Here is a 14,574-nt window from a genome sequence, read left to right on the forward strand (position 1 = left end):
GCCTCTGTAGCTTAATGCTGGACAGTAATCGCGTGGTTGCCCGAGCCGAACTGCGCGGTCACCGAGGTGTTCGATACGGAGGCGCTGTTCTGCGCGGTCACGGCGTAGTTGCCGTAGCCAACCTGCACGGTCGCCTGAGTGTTCAGGTTCGCGCCGATCATCGGCTGCAAGCCGGTCTGCTGGCTGGCAATGGCGGTATTGCCAACACCGAACTGTGCGATCAGAGAGCCGTTCAACCCAGCGGCAAGCGGATTGGCGACACTCTGCGAAGTAAAGGCGCGGTTGTACTTGCCGGCCTGGATCGTCGCAGCAGCATTGGCCGTGGGCAGAAGACCTGAGGTCGAGGTGTTGGTCTGGCTCGTAACGGCGAAGTTATGCTTGCCGAACTGCAGGGTCGCCTGGCCATTCAGGCCATTCTTCTGGCTGACCAGAGCGCCGTTGTCATCGCCAAACTGGGCAACGAGCGAGTCGTTGGAGACCGGCAGAACGTTGGCGCCGTTCTGATTGGTCCAGGCGAAGTTCCTATTGCCGAACTGCAGCGTGGCCGCATTGTTATCAACACCGTTCAGACCTAGGCCGTTTGGATAGGTGTACTGGCCATAAGCTGTGGACCAACCGCTTCCGTACGTGCCGTATTCGGATGTTGACGTCCGAGCACCCGTTGCATCCTGGGTGGTGATCGACGTGTTGTCCTTGCCCGCCTGGAGTGTCAGAGAACCATTAACACCGCCACCATATGCGGCATCGGCGCCGTATGTCAGGCCGGTCGCGTGAACGGGGCCATACCAACCCCAGCCATCAAAAGTGTAAGGCCCGACCGAAGCCTGCGCGCCACTGCTGTTCTGGAACGTGAACGACTTGTTGCCGCCGCCGAACTGCCCGGTGCCCGCGCCATTGCTGCCGCCCAGGGCATTTGTGTTCTGGCCGGTCAGCGAGAAGTTGCCATGGCCGAATTGCAGCGTGCCCTGATCGTTGTTGCCGCCGGTCTGGCCGACGATCGAGCCGTTGAAGGCGCCGAACTGCAGCGTGGTCGATTTGTTCGCGCCATCCGACTGATTCTGATCCGTCAGAGCGAAATTACCGAGGCCGACGCTCAGGGTGTCCTGAGTGTTGTTGCCGCCCGTCTGGTTGGCGAAAGCGCGGTTGAACCCACCGAACTGGGTGATGGTCGACTTATTGTTGTCGTTGCCGGCATTGTCCTGCGCTGTCGCGGCGAAGTTACCCGCACCGACCTGCAGCGTGGTCTGCTTGTTGTTGCCGTCCTTCTGGCTGACGATCGAGCCGTTCCCAAAACCGAACTGGGCCGTGGTCGAGTCGTTGATCTTGCCGGAGTGGGAGGAGCCCTGCTGCGTGGTCAGCGCAAAGTTGCCGACGCCGCCCTGAATGGTCCCCTGCTTGTTGTTGCCGCCGGTCTGGCGGGCGATGGCGCCGTTGTAATCGCCGATCTGCAGAATACCGGACTCGTTGGTGTGGCTTCCGGCGTTGTCCTGCAGCGTCGCTGCGCCATTGTGGCGTCCGAACTGAACGGTAGCCTGCGTGTTGTTGCCGCCGGTCTGACCCGCGAATGCATGATTGCGGTGTCCGGCCTGCAGGATGAACGACTCGTTGCTTGCCGCGGAGGCAAGCGACGTCGTGGCCAGAAGGATGGCCAGCGTTGTCAATGTTTTCATAACGTTCCCTGTTATCCAAAGCGGGGTCAGCGACCATCGCCGCCCTCGATCCAGATTTAACTTCTTTTTAATGATTCCGCGCAAGGGGAATCGTTAGTTTTGCGTTAATTTGGCCCTGGTTCTGGAGTTCGGGAAAGAATTGACGACCAGCGCTCGTCAAAGGTGGGGATGGATAACGCGTCCCGCCCCGGCGTCCACGATATTCGCAACGGCCGCCGAGCCTGATTTTCAACATATCTTCAGGTAGTTACGCGGCGTGGATCGATGCGGCGCGAACGGCTTCGCCCGCAATCGGGCTGCCGCAGTTTCGTTGACTATCCGCGGCATTCACGCTGTTAATGTAAACATCTTGTGACGCTTTGACGTCGATCAAATTGTAGATTTATATATGTCGACAATTGAAGACTTGGTCGAACGCGGCGCGATATCGAAAATCGACGTTGCCCTGGATGTCGGCGAACAGCCGCTGCGGCTGCTGTATGGGACACCCGGTTTTATCGAATGGCTCAAGCAGATTCTGGGAGGCATTGAACCAAACGTCAGGCTGGGAGACACAACTCCAGCCGAACAGCTTGATCATCTCTTTCATATGTTTCTGACGGGACGCCCGCTGGTTCATATGCGCCAGTTTCGCTACATCCGCGCTGAAGAGAACGCCGTTTGGGAGTTCAAGACGCCGGACATTCGAATCTTTGGCTGGTTTTTGAAGAAAGATTGTTTCGTGGGAGTTTTTGGTGATTGGGCCGACCAAGTCAAAGACCATGATCTGTATCGCGGTTACCGGATTTCCATCAGACGCCTGCGCCGCGAACTTGGAGTCGACGATACTTTGTGCGTAAGGGGGATATTGCCTGGTGACGTTATTTCAATTTGACATCGGCGATCGGGCCCGAAAAACCGGCCGTCTGATTGGCCGTGTCCGTCATGAACTGATTAGAGCGCTATCAGAGAAGCGCGCCAAAGAGCGCGTGACGCAGCAGGCGTTGGCCGAGAAGCTCGGCGTGCATCGCTCCCTGATCAATCGGCAGTTGTCGGGGGAAACCAATTTGACTCTTCGTTCCCTGGCGGACCTCGCCTGGGCGATGGACATGGAACTGGTTTTTGAGTTGCGCGAGCCTGTCCGGGGTTCGGGTCAGAACGAACAAATCGAAACATCGACGGTCAGCCATGCGCCCCCCAAGATCGTCAACGGCCGTCGGGGCGGCGGCTCGAATGCGAACGCAGACCCCGAAACCAACCCGGATACTCCGGCCTAGGCGGCCTGGCCTCAATGACGGAACGGTACGGCTACACGATATTCTGCGACGATATCCGCAACGAGCCCGGCGGCAAACTGACCTTCGTAGGCTGCTACAATGCCGTGATGTTCGTCAGCGGATGCTTTCCTCTATCGCTGCCGAAATTCTGCACTCATCTGCATATTTTTTCGCCGGCAACGCAACCTTACAAATCGGTGGTCGCGCGTTGCTATCTTCCGGGAGAGGTCGATCCGATTACCGAGGAGACGATCGAGGTGCCTTCGTTGCGCGATCAGGAAGACTTGCTGAAGGGCTTGCCCAAGGAGACGCTCCCTCCATTTATCGTGGTGGCCGCGAGTCTGATCTTTGCTCCGCTCGAAATCTCGCGACCCGGCCTGATCCACATCCGCGCGTTCATAAACAACGGTCCGAACGAACTTCACCTCGGCTCGTTACAGATTGTCGCCAAGACCTGACACCAGGCATCAGCGCCCGCGTGTCTGGGTGACGATCGCCTGATTGCCGGCGCCACGTTGAACGATCAATGACAGGTTTCCGCCGCCCGACTGGACAACGGCAGCGAAATTATTCGTTCCAGCCTGGCTGATGTAGGATGCGTTGACGCGCGGGTCGACCGCCGCGGAGGTGGGTGCAATGGCGGCCAAAGCAAGAGGGACCGCGAGATTTGCATGCGACGAATGACCGGCCGACAGCAACGCTTCAGGAGCCAAAAGAAAGCTGTGAGCGTTTGGCTGAGAGATGAATGCCTCTCCGGCGACGGCAGACTGAACCGCTGCAAAAAAGCAAAGTACTCCGATGATCGTCCGCATAAGCCCCTATCCTTCGGTTAAGCCTTTATTATTGGCACAACCGTTTTAAAGAGGCGTAAATCTTTCGGCGGTTTGGAGCAGAAGCCTCAAAGGCGCTTCAGGCACGTTGGGAGCGATGGCTGGTGGCTGCCGCTCACCCATCTCGCAGGTTGTGGGCGCGCCTTAAGCCCCTGCTGTCGCATTTTTCGCTCGATCCAATGGCAGTTCGCACGCTCGGTATGTCATGCCATAGGTCTCTTCGTGCCAAGGATGCGCCCCATTAGCGGGCTTTTCGCCAATTCTGCGGAAAAATATCGCACTGGATGGCTGGCGATGCAGTGATGCGCAACCAAATCTCCACCAGAATTCGCTGCTAACAGGGAATTTCACTTATTTGGCGCGTGAGAGACCAATGGCTCGATGATCTCGAATACTTTGTACTTCGCTCCCGCCTGCCTCAAGCTGGTCCTCGGTTTCGCTGACGAGCGCAACCTTCGCCGACCCGGCGGCCGCTTCGCATAAGGCTATGATCGCTATCGGACATATCGTGCAGAAGTAGGCTTATGTGATGGCGTTCAGCGGCACCTTCTTTCTGCTCGGTGGGGCGCTGATCGTCGCGCTTGCCGCGTCGCTTTTGCTCAGGAAGCCCGCGCATCTCGATGCAGGCGGCGCACATTAATTATCACCGGCCATATGGTTTCAACCAGAGGAGAACGATCATGAAAGCCAGATTGAATCCGTATCAAGCTGCGCCTCAGACAATGAAGGCGCTTCAGGCCCTCGAGACGCAGCTTCAGGCCAGCGGCCTGGAGAAGCCGCTGATCGAGCTGGTCAAGACCAGGGCGTCACAGATCAACGGTTGCGCATTTTGCATCGACATGCACACCCAGGACGCGCGCAAGCAGGGCGAGACCGAGCAACGGCTCTATCTGCTCAACGCCTGGCGCGAATCGCCGCTCTACACCGATAGCGAGCGCGCGGCGCTGGCCTGGACCGAAGCTGTGACGCTGGTGTCGGAAACCCATGTGCCGGATGACGTTTACGACGAAGTTCGCCGTCACTTCTCCGAAACTGAAACGGTCAATCTGACCATGCTGGTTGCGGCGATCAACGCGTGGAATCGCATTGCTATCAGTTTCCGGTCCATTCATCCGGTCAAGGCCGCTCACGCCGCCTGATTTGTTGAGGAGCGCGGTGCCGAACATCCCAGCAGCGGCCGGCGTATCCGTTGCAAGAGGTAGTTGCGATTACGACAATACGGGAGAACCGTTGGAATCGCGAGGGAGAGGCCACTGTCATCGTGCGAACCTGATGGGAACAACGAGCGTAATGGATCGGCCGCCGATGTTGGGAGGCGACGCGGGAAGGGGACTGGCGCGGCGCGGCAAGGACACGGCTTCAGTATCAAGTACCGTCCCCGGCCGAGCGCACCAGCCGCGGCGAGCACGCGGCCTGAGCGATTGATCGTGAACGCAACCGTGGCGATGCCGGTGCTGGCCGCCGGCGGGAAGCGCTTGTAGCGGTTGAGATGGGTCATCAGCGCTCCCATCCACGAACTGATCATGGGCCGGTCGCGAAAGACGCGCGTCAATTCACTATGCGGTATTGAAGCCACCATCGCATGATCCATTGCGCACAAGCCGTGGTCCATGAACAACATTTGAGCGTCTGGAATATCGCCCTTCAGGTGGAACGAAAGGTATTGCCGCCGACCGCTTGGCATCAGGTACGCGCGCCTGATGGAAGCGAGCGACGAGAGCATGAAGCACACGATCAACGACGGCGACACACTGCTAGTCGACGTCTCGCGGGCAGCATCCGAAATCGTTGAAGTAAGATTTACGTCTTCGGACTCGGCAATGAGGCCTACGTCAAGCGGTTGCGCCGCAACGGCAACGCGGTCATCATGATCTCGGATAACCGCGAGCTGTTTCCGCCAGAGGAAGCGCCGCATCATCTGCCGATGCATCGGTGGCAAGAAGAAGTTATCGAAGATGCTGGTCGATCGGATCAGCCGGATTCCACATGAGACCTATGCCGAGCCTTTCATCGGGATGGGCGGTGTCTTTTTAAGGCGTCCGCGCGCGCCGAGAGGCGAGATCATCAACGATCGATCCGGCGATGTCGCAACGTTCTTCCGAATCCTGCAGCGCCATTACGTGCCATTCATCGATATGCTGCGCTGGCAGTTCACCGGCCGGCAGGAATTCGAACGGTTGAAGGCGAGCGACCCGCGTACGTTGACCGACCTGGAACGAGCGGCGCGGTTTCTCTACCTGCAGCGGACGGCTTTTGGCGGAAAAGTCGCAGGCCGCAATTTTGGCGTCGATCCGCTCGGCGGACGTTTCAATGTGACAAAGCTCGCACCTATTCTGGATGCGCTGCATGATAGGCTCGCGGGCGTCATTATCGAGTGCTTGCCATGGTCTGACTTCATTGCGCGTTACGGCCGGCCTGGCACGCTATTCTAACCCTATTGGGGCAGCGAGAATGACTACGGTGCGGGCATGTTCGATCGTTCCGAGTTTGAACGGATGGCCGCCGTTTTAAGGGACCTTCAAGGCCGCTTCATTCTCTCGATCAACGATGTTCCCGAGATGAGAAAAGCCTCCGCCGGATTCACGACAAAACCGGTCTCACTGACCTGTACCGTGGCCCGCTCGAGCAACACGCGCCAAGCGCGCGAACTGATCATTTCGGGGCCGCGAACACGGCGATCCCGGATTCCCAGTTCCGATTCCCGGTTCAAGGAGCCATAGCTATAGCGGCTTTCAAAAAAGTCCCGTCATTGCGCTACAACATGAAATTCCCGAACTGGGAATCCGGCCCGCCGGGAGTAGCCTTTTATTCCCACTTCGCCGGCGCGATTCATATATTCCAGGGGTTTCTGCAATCGGCACTGGTGACGAGTGCCATTTGATCTTGCGCGCCGACTGGCCGCAGGAAACCCGCCGACTGGCAAAGAAACCCGCCAACGACGGGCACTTCCCGTTATTTCCCGATTGATCCCGGCCTATCCCGGATGGTGCCATTTGAAGTTGCGCGCTACAAAGGGGGCGCGTCACAGCGAAAGCTGAAGGCACAAAGCCCGCTATTAGCGGCTTTTCGCTAATTCTTCGGAGATTCCAGGAAATATCGCACTGGGTGGCTGGGGCGGGAGGGATCGAACCTCCGAATGGGGGAATCAAAATCCCCTGCCTTACCGCTTGGCTACGCCCCAACGGCCCGAAGCGCGGAACATGATCCCGCAGATTCCTCGGGCCCCGACGGTCTATAGAGAGAACCCTGTTTTTTCAACCTGCTGCACAGGGTCCGGAAGCAGCTTCGGTGGCCTCAAGTCCGGGCCTTTCGCCGGATTCGAAATAGCGCGGGGCCCAGGGCCAGCCGTTGCCGAATCGGTAGAGAGACATTCGGTTGCGTGGAAAGGCGGGTCGTAGCTGATAACATGGCTGCGGCTTCGTCCCCGTCAGCCGCAGCGAGACCTGCCATGACCTATCGGCCACCGATCAACGACATGCTCCTCGCCCTCAACCATGGCGCGGGGCTCCATGCCGCGACCGCGGCCGGTCATTACGGCGACTACGATCCGGACATCGCGCGGGCGGTGCTTGAGGAAGCCGGCCGGTTCGCGAGCGAGGTGCTGGCGCCGCTCGACCGCATCGGCGATCAACACGGCGCCAACCTTCAAGACGGCCGCGTGACGACCGCGCCGGGCTGGCTTGATGCCTACCGGCGCTGGACGGCGGCGGGCTGGAACGCCGTCTGCGGACCGCAGGATTTCGGCGGACAAGGCCTGCCGCTCGCGATCAACGCCGCCTGCACCGAGATCTGGAGCGCGGCGAACGTCGCGTTCGGCCTGTGCCCGCTGCTGACGCTCAGCGCGATCGAGGCGCTCGCCGCGCACGGCAGCGATAACCTGAAAAACATCTATCTCGCAAAACTGGTATCCGGCGAATGGACCGGCACGATGCAACTGACCGAGCCGCAGGCGGGCTCGGACGTCGGCAGCCTGCGCAGCCGGGCCGAACGCGCCGCCGACGGCAGCTATCGCATCGTCGGCACCAAGATCTTCATCACCTATGGCGACCACGACATGACCGACAACATCGTGCATTTCGTGCTCGCGCGCCTGCCCGATGCGCCGGCGGGCACCAAAGGGATTTCCCTTTTTCTCATCCCGAAATTCCTCGTCAACGCGGACGGCTCGCTCGGCCCGCGCAACGACATCCACGCCAGCGGCATCGAGCACAAGCTCGGCATCCATGCCTCGCCGACCTGCACCATGACCATGGGCGACGACGGCGGCGCCGTCGCCTTCCTGGTCGGCGAGGAAAATCACGGCATGCAATGTATGTTCACGATGATGAACCAGGCCCGGCTCGGGGTCGGGCTCGAAGGCGTCGGCATCGCCGAGCGCGCCTATCAACGCGCGCTGGATTACGCGCGGGAGCGCCGGCAGGGCCGCGCCGTGGGCAAATCCGGCGACGGCATGGACGCCATCATCGTGCATCCCGACGTCAAACGGATGCTGATGCAAATGCGCGCGCTCACCGCCGCCGCCCGCACGATCTGCTACGCCACCGCCGTCGCGCTGGATGTGGGGGCGCGCGCGACCGATCCCGCGGTGCGCGCGGCCGCCGCCGCCCGCGGCGCGCTGCTGACGCCGGCGGCAAAGGCTTTCTCGACCGACATCGGCAATGAGGTCGCCTCCCTCGGCATTCAGGTTCACGGCGGCATGGGTTTCATCGAGGAGACCGGAGCGGCGCAGCATTATCGGGACGCCCGCATCACCTCGATCTACGAAGGCACCAACGGCATCCAGTCGATCGATCTGGTGATGCGAAAGCTCGGCGCCGACCGCGGCGCAGCGGTGTTCGCGCTGCTCGACGAACTGTCGGAGACCGTCAAGCGCGTGGAGGCTTCGAACGATCCGGCGTTCGGCACCACCGGTATCAGACTGCGCGAGGCGGTGGGGTCTCTCGAACGCGCCAGCAAATGGCTGCTGGAGCGGCTGGCGTCGTCGCCGAATGACGCGCTCGCCGGCGCGACACCCTATCTACGGCTGTTCGGATCGACGCTCGGCGGTTGCAAGCTCGCGGAAGAAGCCCTCGCGGCACATGACGCCAGCGACGAATTCGGCGATGCCAGCCGCTACATCACGCTGGCGCGCTTCTTCGCCGAGACCGTCGCGGTACAAGCCCCGGCGCTGGAGCGTACGGTGATCGACGGCGCCGATGCCGTGAACGGCGCCGATGCGGTTTTGCTTGTCTAGATCGCGCGACATAGGACAACGAAATACATCATGACCGGCCATGTCACAGCCACCGACGGCGACCAGATCCGGATCATCGCCATGCGGCGTCCGGAGAAGAAGAACGCGATCACCCGCGGCATGTATCGCGCGATGAGCGACGCGATCGACGGCGCGCAAAACGACCCGGCGATCCGCTGCATCCTCATCACCGGCGGCCCGGACGTGTTCACGGCGGGCAACGACCTCGACGACTTCCTGAAGGACGGCACATCCGGCGGCAGCGGCGGGTCTCGCGCTTCCGACGCCGTGGCATTCCTTCACGCGCTGGCGCACAACGCAAAACCGCTGATCGCGGCGGTGGAGGGCATCGCCATCGGCATCGGCACCACCATGCTGTTCCATTGCGACCACGTCGTCGCCGGCAGGACGGCGACGTTCTCGACGCCCTTCATCCATCTCGGCCTGGTGCCGGAAGGCGGGTCCAGCCTGCTGGCGCCGCAGACCATGGGCCATCAGCGCGCCTTCGCCATGCTGGTGATGGGCCGCACGCTCGGCGCGGAGGAGGCCCGCGAGGCGGGTTTCGTGACCACCGTGGTCGCGCCGGGCGAGGCCGAAGCAGAAGCCGGAAAAGTCGCCCGCGAGATCTGCGCGCTGCCGGCGGAAGCCGTCGCTATTTCGCGCAAACTTCTGAAGCCGCCGCCGGAGGAACTGACGCGCAGGATCGATCAGGAAGCCTGCCTGTTCGCCGAGCGGCTGCGCTCGGAGGAAGCGATCGCCGCGTTTCAGGCGTTTTTTGCGCGCAGAAAGGAATGACAGCCGTTCCATGGAGCCACGGGCCGCCACTCCGTTCCCGCCGACGATTAACGGGATCCTGCCGGCGGCATCGGGATCATGGTACCCTTTCGGAACCTAGCGTAACCCGGTACATTGACCCTTAGCTGCCGCGCGCGATGCCCGCACGGCGGTCAGGATTCGGCATGACAACGCTTGTTCTCACGCATTCCGCCAGCCTCGATCATGTCACGCCGCCCGGCCACCCCGAGCGACCGGATCGGATTCGCGCCATCGACGAGGTGTTGGCCGAGGATCGTTTCAAGTGCCTGGCGCGCGGCGAGGCGCCGGAAGGATCGCTGGATTCGGTCGCGCTCTGCCACAACGAGCATTACATCGCCGAGGTTCGGCATATTTCGCCGTCGGACGGTCTGGTCTATCTCGACAGCGACACCTCGATGTCGCCGGGAACATGGGAGGCGGTCATGCGCGGCGTTGGCGGCGCAATCGCGGCGACCGAAGCCGTCGTCGCCGGCCGCGCCAGCAACGCATTCGTCGCCACGCGCCCGCCGGGCCATCATGCCGAGGCCGGCCGGGCGATGGGCTTCTGCTTTTTCGACCAGGCGGCGATCGCGGCGCGCCACGCGCAGCGCAAGCATGGGATCGGCCGCGTTGCGGTGGTCGACTTCGATGTGCATCACGGCAACGGCACGCAGGATATCTTCTGGGCCGACCGGACGGTGATGTACTGCTCGACGCATCAGATGCCGCTATTCCCCGGCAGCGGCGCCGCCGGCGAACGCGGCGATCACGACACCATCGTCAATGCGCCGTTGGCGTCGGGCGACGGGGGAACGAAATTTCGTTCCGCGTTCGAGAACCTGATCCTGCCGCGACTTGAGACATTCGCGCCCGAACTGTTCATCGTCTCCGCCGGTTTCGACGCGCACAGCCGCGATCCACTGGCGGGTCTCAATCTGGAGGCGAGCGATTTCGGATGGGTAACCCGCAAATTGATGGATATCGCCGACGCGACCGCGGGCGGCCGAATTGTCTCGGTGCTCGAGGGCGGCTATAATCTGCAGGGGTTGCAGGAGTCGGTGGCGGCGCATGTCGCCGCATTAATGGGCGCGTGACATTTCTGCTGCCGCGTCATCCCTGCTCCGACCTCGCGCAAGCAATTCCGGAAACCTCAGATGGTCGAAAATACCCTTGCCAATGCCCTTGCCGACGTGAAGACCCTGTCCTTTGAGCATGCCATCGCGGAGCTTGAATCCATCGTCAAGCGCCTGGAGGACGGCAAGGTCCCGCTCGAGGAATCGGTCGCGATCTATGAACGCGGCGAAGCGCTGAAGCGGCGCTGCGAGGAGCTGCTGCGCCAGGCCGAAGCGCGGGTGGAGAAGATCACCACGGACGCTTCCGGCCGGGTTACGGGTACGGAACCGCTGGACGTACAGTAAGGACTTCCGCCCTACCCCGATCATCCGAGGCAGGTCCCGCACCCCGGCGAACCGGAACCATCATCAAATTAAGTGTCCTTGAACTAATTGTCCTTGATTGTCGTCCTGTCGCGGGTTGTCCCGGGGATGCAACTTCAGCCCCTTGGCCGCGTTAGCTTTCCACTTTCCGGAGGGCTTGCTTGCGACCCTTGAACCTTCGCCCAAGCCTGCTCTACTCAAGTGGGCTGCCCGTTGGCTTTGACCGCAGGTTTGGTGTATTGCTTCTCAAGCTGTGCGCTGCCGAACCTGCTCCGCAACCGGCGCTGAAGCGGGGCAAGCGCCTCAAGCAGCTTGCAAAAATGATTGGAACGCGTGACACGATAAATAGTGATGTCTATCACAGTTCTCGGCCGGAACGCCGGCTAAACTTCGAACTTCTCAGTTTGGGAGGTTTCGCGGCCCAAGGACGTCTGTTGCGCGACGACGCCGGCGTCCTATCTCCGTTTGAGACACCCGGATATGCAAAATTGGAATGTCCCAGTGACCGATTTTAGTAAGACCCCGCTTCTCGACACCATCCGCACCCCCGCCGAATTGCGCAAGCTCAAGGTCGAGCAGCTCCGGCAGGTTGCTGACGAGTTGCGCCAGGAAACCATCGATGCAGTGTCGGTGACGGGGGGCCATTTCGGCGCCGGTCTCGGAGTGGTCGAACTGACCACTGCAATCCACTACATCTTCGATACACCGCGCGACCGGCTGATCTGGGACGTCGGCCATCAGGCCTATCCTCACAAGATCCTGACCGGCCGCCGCGACCGCATCCGCACGCTGCGCACCGGCGGCGGACTGTCCGGCTTCACCAAACGCGCCGAGAGCGACTACGATCCGTTCGGTGCCGCGCACTCCTCGACCTCGATCTCGGCCAGCCTCGGCATGGCGGTGGCGCGCGATCTTTCCGGCGGCAAGAACAACGTCATCGCCGTGATCGGCGACGGCGCGATGTCCGCGGGCATGGCCTATGAGGCGATGAACAATGCCGGCGCGATGAATTCCCGGCTGATCGTCATTCTCAACGACAACGACATGTCGATCGCGCCGCCTGTCGGCGCGATGTCGGCCTACCTGTCGCGGCTTTATTCCGGCAAGACCTATCGCTCGCTGCGCGAAGCCGCCAAACAGCTCGGCAAGCACCTGCCGAAAATGATCGCCGACCGCGCCGAACGCGTCGAGGAATATTCGCGGGGCTTCATGGTCAACAGCGGTACGCTGTTCGAGGAACTCGGCTTCTACTACGTCGGCCCGATCGACGGCCACAATCTCGACCATCTGCTGCCGGTGCTGAAGAACGTCCGCGACATGGAGAACGGCCCGATCCTGCTTCACGTCGTCACGCAAAAGGGCAAAGGCTACCCCCCCGCGGAAGCCGCTGCCGACAAATATCACGCCGTGGTCAAGTTCGACATCTCAACCGGCGCGCAGTCCAAATCCAAGCCGAACGCGCCCGCCTACCAGAACGTGTTCGGCGCGAGCCTCGTCAAGGAAGCCGAAAAGGACGACAAGATCGTCGCCATCACCGCGGCGATGCCGTCCGGCACCGGCGTCGACATCTTCAACAAGGCGTTTCCCAAACGCACCTTCGACGTCGGCATCGCCGAGCAGCATGCGGTGACCTTCGCCGCCGGCCTCGCCACCGAGGGCTACAAGCCGTTCTGCGCGATCTATTCGACCTTCCTGCAACGCGGCTATGATCAGGTCGTGCACGACGTGGCGATCCAGTCGCTGCCGGTACGCTTCGCCATCGACCGCGCCGGCCTCGTCGGCGCCGACGGCGCGACGCATGCCGGGTCGTTCGACAACGCCTATCTCGGCTGCCTGCCGAACTTCGTCATCATGGCCGCCGCCGACGAGGCCGAGCTGGTGCACATGGTCGCGACGCAGGTCGCGATCAACGATCGTCCGAGCGCGGTGCGCTATCCGCGCGGCGAAGGCCGCGGCGTCGAGATGCCCGAGGTCGGTGTCCCGCTTCCGATCGGCAAGGGCCGCGTCATCCGCCAGGGTAACAAGGTCGCGCTTTTGTCGCTCGGCACCCGCCTCGCCGAGTGCGAGAAAGCGGCAGACGAGCTTGCCGCGCATGGCCTCTCCACGACCATCGCCGACGCGCGCTTCATGAAGCCGCTCGACGTCGACCTGGTGATGAAACTCGCGCGCGACCACGAAGTGCTGATCACCATCGAGGAAGGCTCGATCGGCGGCTTCGGCTCACACGTCATGCAGACGCTGTCGGATAACGGCATGCTCGATGGCGGGCTGCGGATGCGCGCAATGATCCTGCCGGACGAGTTTCTCGACCACGACACGCCGACGGCGATGTATGCTGCCGCAGGGCTCGACGCCAAGGCTATCGTCGCCAAGGTGTTCGAGGCGCTCGGCAAGGATATCAACACCGAGACCGTCAAGCTGGCTTGAACCTGTTCGTCATCGTCGGGCATAGCCGTTCGAAGAACGGCGTCGTTTCGCTCGCCTATGACCCTGCAATCCATCTTTCCAACAAGGATGGGTGGGCGGATCAAGTCCGCACATGACGCCCTGAAATATTGGGATGACAGCACCATGCCCTCTCCCCGCAAGCGCGCCGACGTGCTGCTGGTCGAGCGCGGCCTGTTCGAGAGCCGGGCGCGTGCGCGAGCCGCGATCGAGGCCGGGCTCGTCGCGGCCGACGGCAAGGCGGTGACCAAAGTCTCCGAAGCGATTTCCGTCGATGCCATCTTGGATGCCCAGCCCGCGCACCCCTACGTGTCGCGCGGCGGCGTCAAGCTCGCCGGCGCGCTGGAACGCTATCCGATGGAGATCGAGAACCATGTCTGCCTCGATGTCGGCGCCTCGACCGGCGGCTTCACCGAGGTGCTGCTTGCGAACGGCGCCGCCCTGGTCTTCGCTATCGACGTCGGCCGCGATCAACTGCATCCGAGCCTGCGCGGCCATCCGCGCGTGGTGTCGATGGAGCAGACCGACATCCGTGCCTTCGAGGGCAAGCGGCTGCCGCAGCGGCCGGACGTGGTGGTGATCGATGCGAGCTTCATCTCGCTGAAGGCCATTCTTCCGGTCGCGTTGTCGCTGGCAGCCGCGCCAATGCATCTTCTCGCGCTGATCAAACCACAGTTCGAGGCGCCGCGCGCCGCAATCAAGAAGGGTATCGTGCGCGACGCGGCGGTGCATCGCGCGGTCTGCGACGACATCGCGGCCTTTGCGGCAACGCTCGGATGCGCCGAGATCGACGTCTTTCCTTCTCCGATCACCGGCGGCGACGGCAACATGGAATTCTTCCTCGGCGCACGCCGTGGCTGATTTTCAAATGCGGGCGCAGCGAAGCAATCCGGCCGCGCGACGGTTCGG

General features: G+C 61.8%; 15 protein-coding genes and 1 tRNA gene. 12 read left to right on the plus strand and 4 right to left on the minus strand.

Annotation, left to right across the window (positions count from 1 at the left end):
• Positions 1-11: 11 nt before the first annotated feature.
• Positions 12-1,754, minus strand: coding sequence for a beta strand repeat-containing protein (locus ACMDCM_RS11070; protein ID WP_412773606.1), 1,743 nt, complete (start codon positions 1,752-1,754; stop codon positions 12-14).
• A 304-nt stretch (positions 1,755-2,058) separates the two neighbouring features.
• Here ACMDCM_RS11070 and ACMDCM_RS11075 point away from each other — a divergent pair, with 304 nt between their 5' ends.
• From ACMDCM_RS11075 to ACMDCM_RS11085, 3 genes are read left to right on the plus strand one after another with little or no spacing between them, the layout of a single operon-like run.
• The gene (locus ACMDCM_RS11075; RefSeq protein ID WP_412773607.1) at positions 2,059-2,544 is read left to right on the plus strand and encodes a hypothetical protein; all 486 of its coding nucleotides are present in this window, start codon (positions 2,059-2,061) and stop codon (positions 2,542-2,544) included.
• Entirely contained in the window at positions 2,525-2,926 is a 402-nt protein-coding gene (locus tag ACMDCM_RS11080) for a helix-turn-helix domain-containing protein (protein WP_412773608.1), read from the plus strand. The genes ACMDCM_RS11075 and ACMDCM_RS11080 overlap by 20 nt, the downstream gene beginning before the upstream one ends.
• Positions 2,927-2,940: 14 nt before the next feature.
• The gene (locus ACMDCM_RS11085; RefSeq protein WP_412773609.1) at positions 2,941-3,384 is read left to right on the plus strand and encodes a hypothetical protein; all 444 of its coding nucleotides are present in this window, start codon (positions 2,941-2,943) and stop codon (positions 3,382-3,384) included.
• 9 nt (positions 3,385-3,393) lie between these two features.
• Here the strand turns inward: ACMDCM_RS11085 and ACMDCM_RS11090 are convergent, their stop codons facing one another.
• Positions 3,394-3,738, minus strand: coding sequence for a hypothetical protein (locus ACMDCM_RS11090; protein WP_412773610.1), 345 nt, complete (start codon positions 3,736-3,738; stop codon positions 3,394-3,396).
• Between the two features lie 698 nt (positions 3,739-4,436).
• On the opposite strand from ACMDCM_RS11090, the gene ACMDCM_RS11095 reads away from it, so the two are divergent.
• Entirely contained in the window at positions 4,437-4,895 is a 459-nt protein-coding gene (locus ACMDCM_RS11095) for a carboxymuconolactone decarboxylase family protein (protein WP_412773611.1), read from the plus strand.
• Here the strand turns inward: ACMDCM_RS11095 and ACMDCM_RS11100 are convergent.
• On the minus strand, positions 4,883-5,479 hold the full coding sequence (locus tag ACMDCM_RS11100; RefSeq protein ID WP_412773612.1) for a cyclic nucleotide-binding domain-containing protein: 597 nt from the start codon (positions 5,477-5,479) through the stop codon (positions 4,883-4,885). The genes ACMDCM_RS11095 and ACMDCM_RS11100 overlap by 13 nt on opposite strands.
• Before the next feature lie 117 nt (positions 5,480-5,596).
• Here ACMDCM_RS11100 and ACMDCM_RS11105 point away from each other — a divergent pair, with 117 nt between their 5' ends.
• Together ACMDCM_RS11105 and ACMDCM_RS11110 are read left to right on the plus strand one after the other, a co-directional pair.
• Positions 5,597-5,746 carry a hypothetical protein gene (locus ACMDCM_RS11105; protein ID WP_412773613.1) on the plus strand — a complete coding sequence of 50 codons (150 nt, stop codon included), beginning with the start codon at positions 5,597-5,599 and terminating at the stop codon, positions 5,744-5,746.
• A complete protein-coding gene (locus ACMDCM_RS11110; RefSeq protein WP_412773614.1) occupies positions 5,712-6,188 on the plus strand; it encodes a DNA adenine methylase in 477 nt (158 codons plus the stop codon). Before ACMDCM_RS11105 ends, ACMDCM_RS11110 begins: the two co-directional genes overlap by 35 nt.
• A gap of 674 nt (positions 6,189-6,862) precedes the next feature.
• Here ACMDCM_RS11110 and ACMDCM_RS11115 read toward each other — a convergent pair.
• Positions 6,863-6,937 (minus strand) — tRNA-Gln (locus ACMDCM_RS11115).
• Between the two features lie 267 nt (positions 6,938-7,204).
• Between ACMDCM_RS11115 and ACMDCM_RS11120 the strand changes: the two genes are divergently transcribed.
• The 6 genes from ACMDCM_RS11120 to ACMDCM_RS11145 all read left to right on the plus strand — a co-directional run bounded on the left by ACMDCM_RS11120 (position 7,205) and on the right by ACMDCM_RS11145 (position 14,526).
• Positions 7,205-8,989, plus strand: coding sequence for an acyl-CoA dehydrogenase (locus ACMDCM_RS11120; RefSeq protein ID WP_412773615.1), 1,785 nt, complete (start codon positions 7,205-7,207; stop codon positions 8,987-8,989).
• 30 nt (positions 8,990-9,019) lie between these two features.
• Positions 9,020-9,784 carry a crotonase/enoyl-CoA hydratase family protein gene (locus ACMDCM_RS11125; protein ID WP_412773616.1) on the plus strand — a complete coding sequence of 255 codons (765 nt, stop codon included), beginning with the start codon at positions 9,020-9,022 and terminating at the stop codon, positions 9,782-9,784.
• Between the two features lie 164 nt (positions 9,785-9,948).
• On the plus strand, positions 9,949-10,878 hold the full coding sequence (locus ACMDCM_RS11130; protein ID WP_412773617.1) for a histone deacetylase family protein: 930 nt from the start codon (positions 9,949-9,951) through the stop codon (positions 10,876-10,878).
• Between the two features lie 60 nt (positions 10,879-10,938).
• Positions 10,939-11,202 (plus strand): exodeoxyribonuclease VII small subunit, encoded by a 264-nt coding sequence (locus ACMDCM_RS11135; protein WP_412773618.1) that lies wholly within the window; start codon positions 10,939-10,941, stop codon positions 11,200-11,202.
• Positions 11,203-11,700: 498 nt separating this feature from the next.
• Positions 11,701-13,647: a 1-deoxy-D-xylulose-5-phosphate synthase gene (gene dxs, locus ACMDCM_RS11140; RefSeq protein ID WP_412773619.1), complete on the plus strand. Its 1,947-nt coding sequence runs from the start codon at positions 11,701-11,703 to the stop codon at positions 13,645-13,647.
• A gap of 144 nt (positions 13,648-13,791) precedes the next feature.
• Positions 13,792-14,526 carry a TlyA family RNA methyltransferase gene (locus ACMDCM_RS11145; RefSeq protein ID WP_412773620.1) on the plus strand — a complete coding sequence of 245 codons (735 nt, stop codon included), beginning with the start codon at positions 13,792-13,794 and terminating at the stop codon, positions 14,524-14,526.
• Positions 14,527-14,574 lie beyond the last annotated feature (48 nt).

Source organism: Nitrobacter sp., from assembly GCF_047149785.1.
Lineage (GTDB): Bacteria > Pseudomonadota > Alphaproteobacteria > Rhizobiales > Xanthobacteraceae > Nitrobacter.

Bases quoted from the DNA above. Each gene is read 5' to 3' on its own strand.
- ACMDCM_RS11075 (WP_412773607.1), top strand. From the start codon at position 2,059: ATGTCGACAATTGAAGACTTGGTCGAACGCGGCGCGATATCGAAAATC.
- ACMDCM_RS11085 (WP_412773609.1), top strand. From the start codon at position 2,941: ATGACGGAACGGTACGGCTACACGATATTCTGCGACGATATCCGCAAC.
- ACMDCM_RS11090 (WP_412773610.1), bottom strand. From the start codon at position 3,738: ATGCGGACGATCATCGGAGTACTTTGCTTTTTTGCAGCGGTTCAGTCT.
- ACMDCM_RS11095 (WP_412773611.1), top strand. From the start codon at position 4,437: ATGAAAGCCAGATTGAATCCGTATCAAGCTGCGCCTCAGACAATGAAG.
- ACMDCM_RS11100 (WP_412773612.1), bottom strand. From the start codon at position 5,479: ATGCTCTCGTCGCTCGCTTCCATCAGGCGCGCGTACCTGATGCCAAGC.
- ACMDCM_RS11110 (WP_412773614.1), top strand. From the start codon at position 5,712: ATGCTGGTCGATCGGATCAGCCGGATTCCACATGAGACCTATGCCGAG.
- ACMDCM_RS11120 (WP_412773615.1), top strand. From the start codon at position 7,205: ATGACCTATCGGCCACCGATCAACGACATGCTCCTCGCCCTCAACCAT.
- ACMDCM_RS11125 (WP_412773616.1), top strand. From the start codon at position 9,020: ATGACCGGCCATGTCACAGCCACCGACGGCGACCAGATCCGGATCATC.
- ACMDCM_RS11130 (WP_412773617.1), top strand. From the start codon at position 9,949: ATGACAACGCTTGTTCTCACGCATTCCGCCAGCCTCGATCATGTCACG.
- ACMDCM_RS11135 (WP_412773618.1), top strand. From the start codon at position 10,939: ATGGTCGAAAATACCCTTGCCAATGCCCTTGCCGACGTGAAGACCCTG.
- dxs (WP_412773619.1), top strand. From the start codon at position 11,701: ATGCAAAATTGGAATGTCCCAGTGACCGATTTTAGTAAGACCCCGCTT.
- ACMDCM_RS11145 (WP_412773620.1), top strand. From the start codon at position 13,792: ATGCCCTCTCCCCGCAAGCGCGCCGACGTGCTGCTGGTCGAGCGCGGC.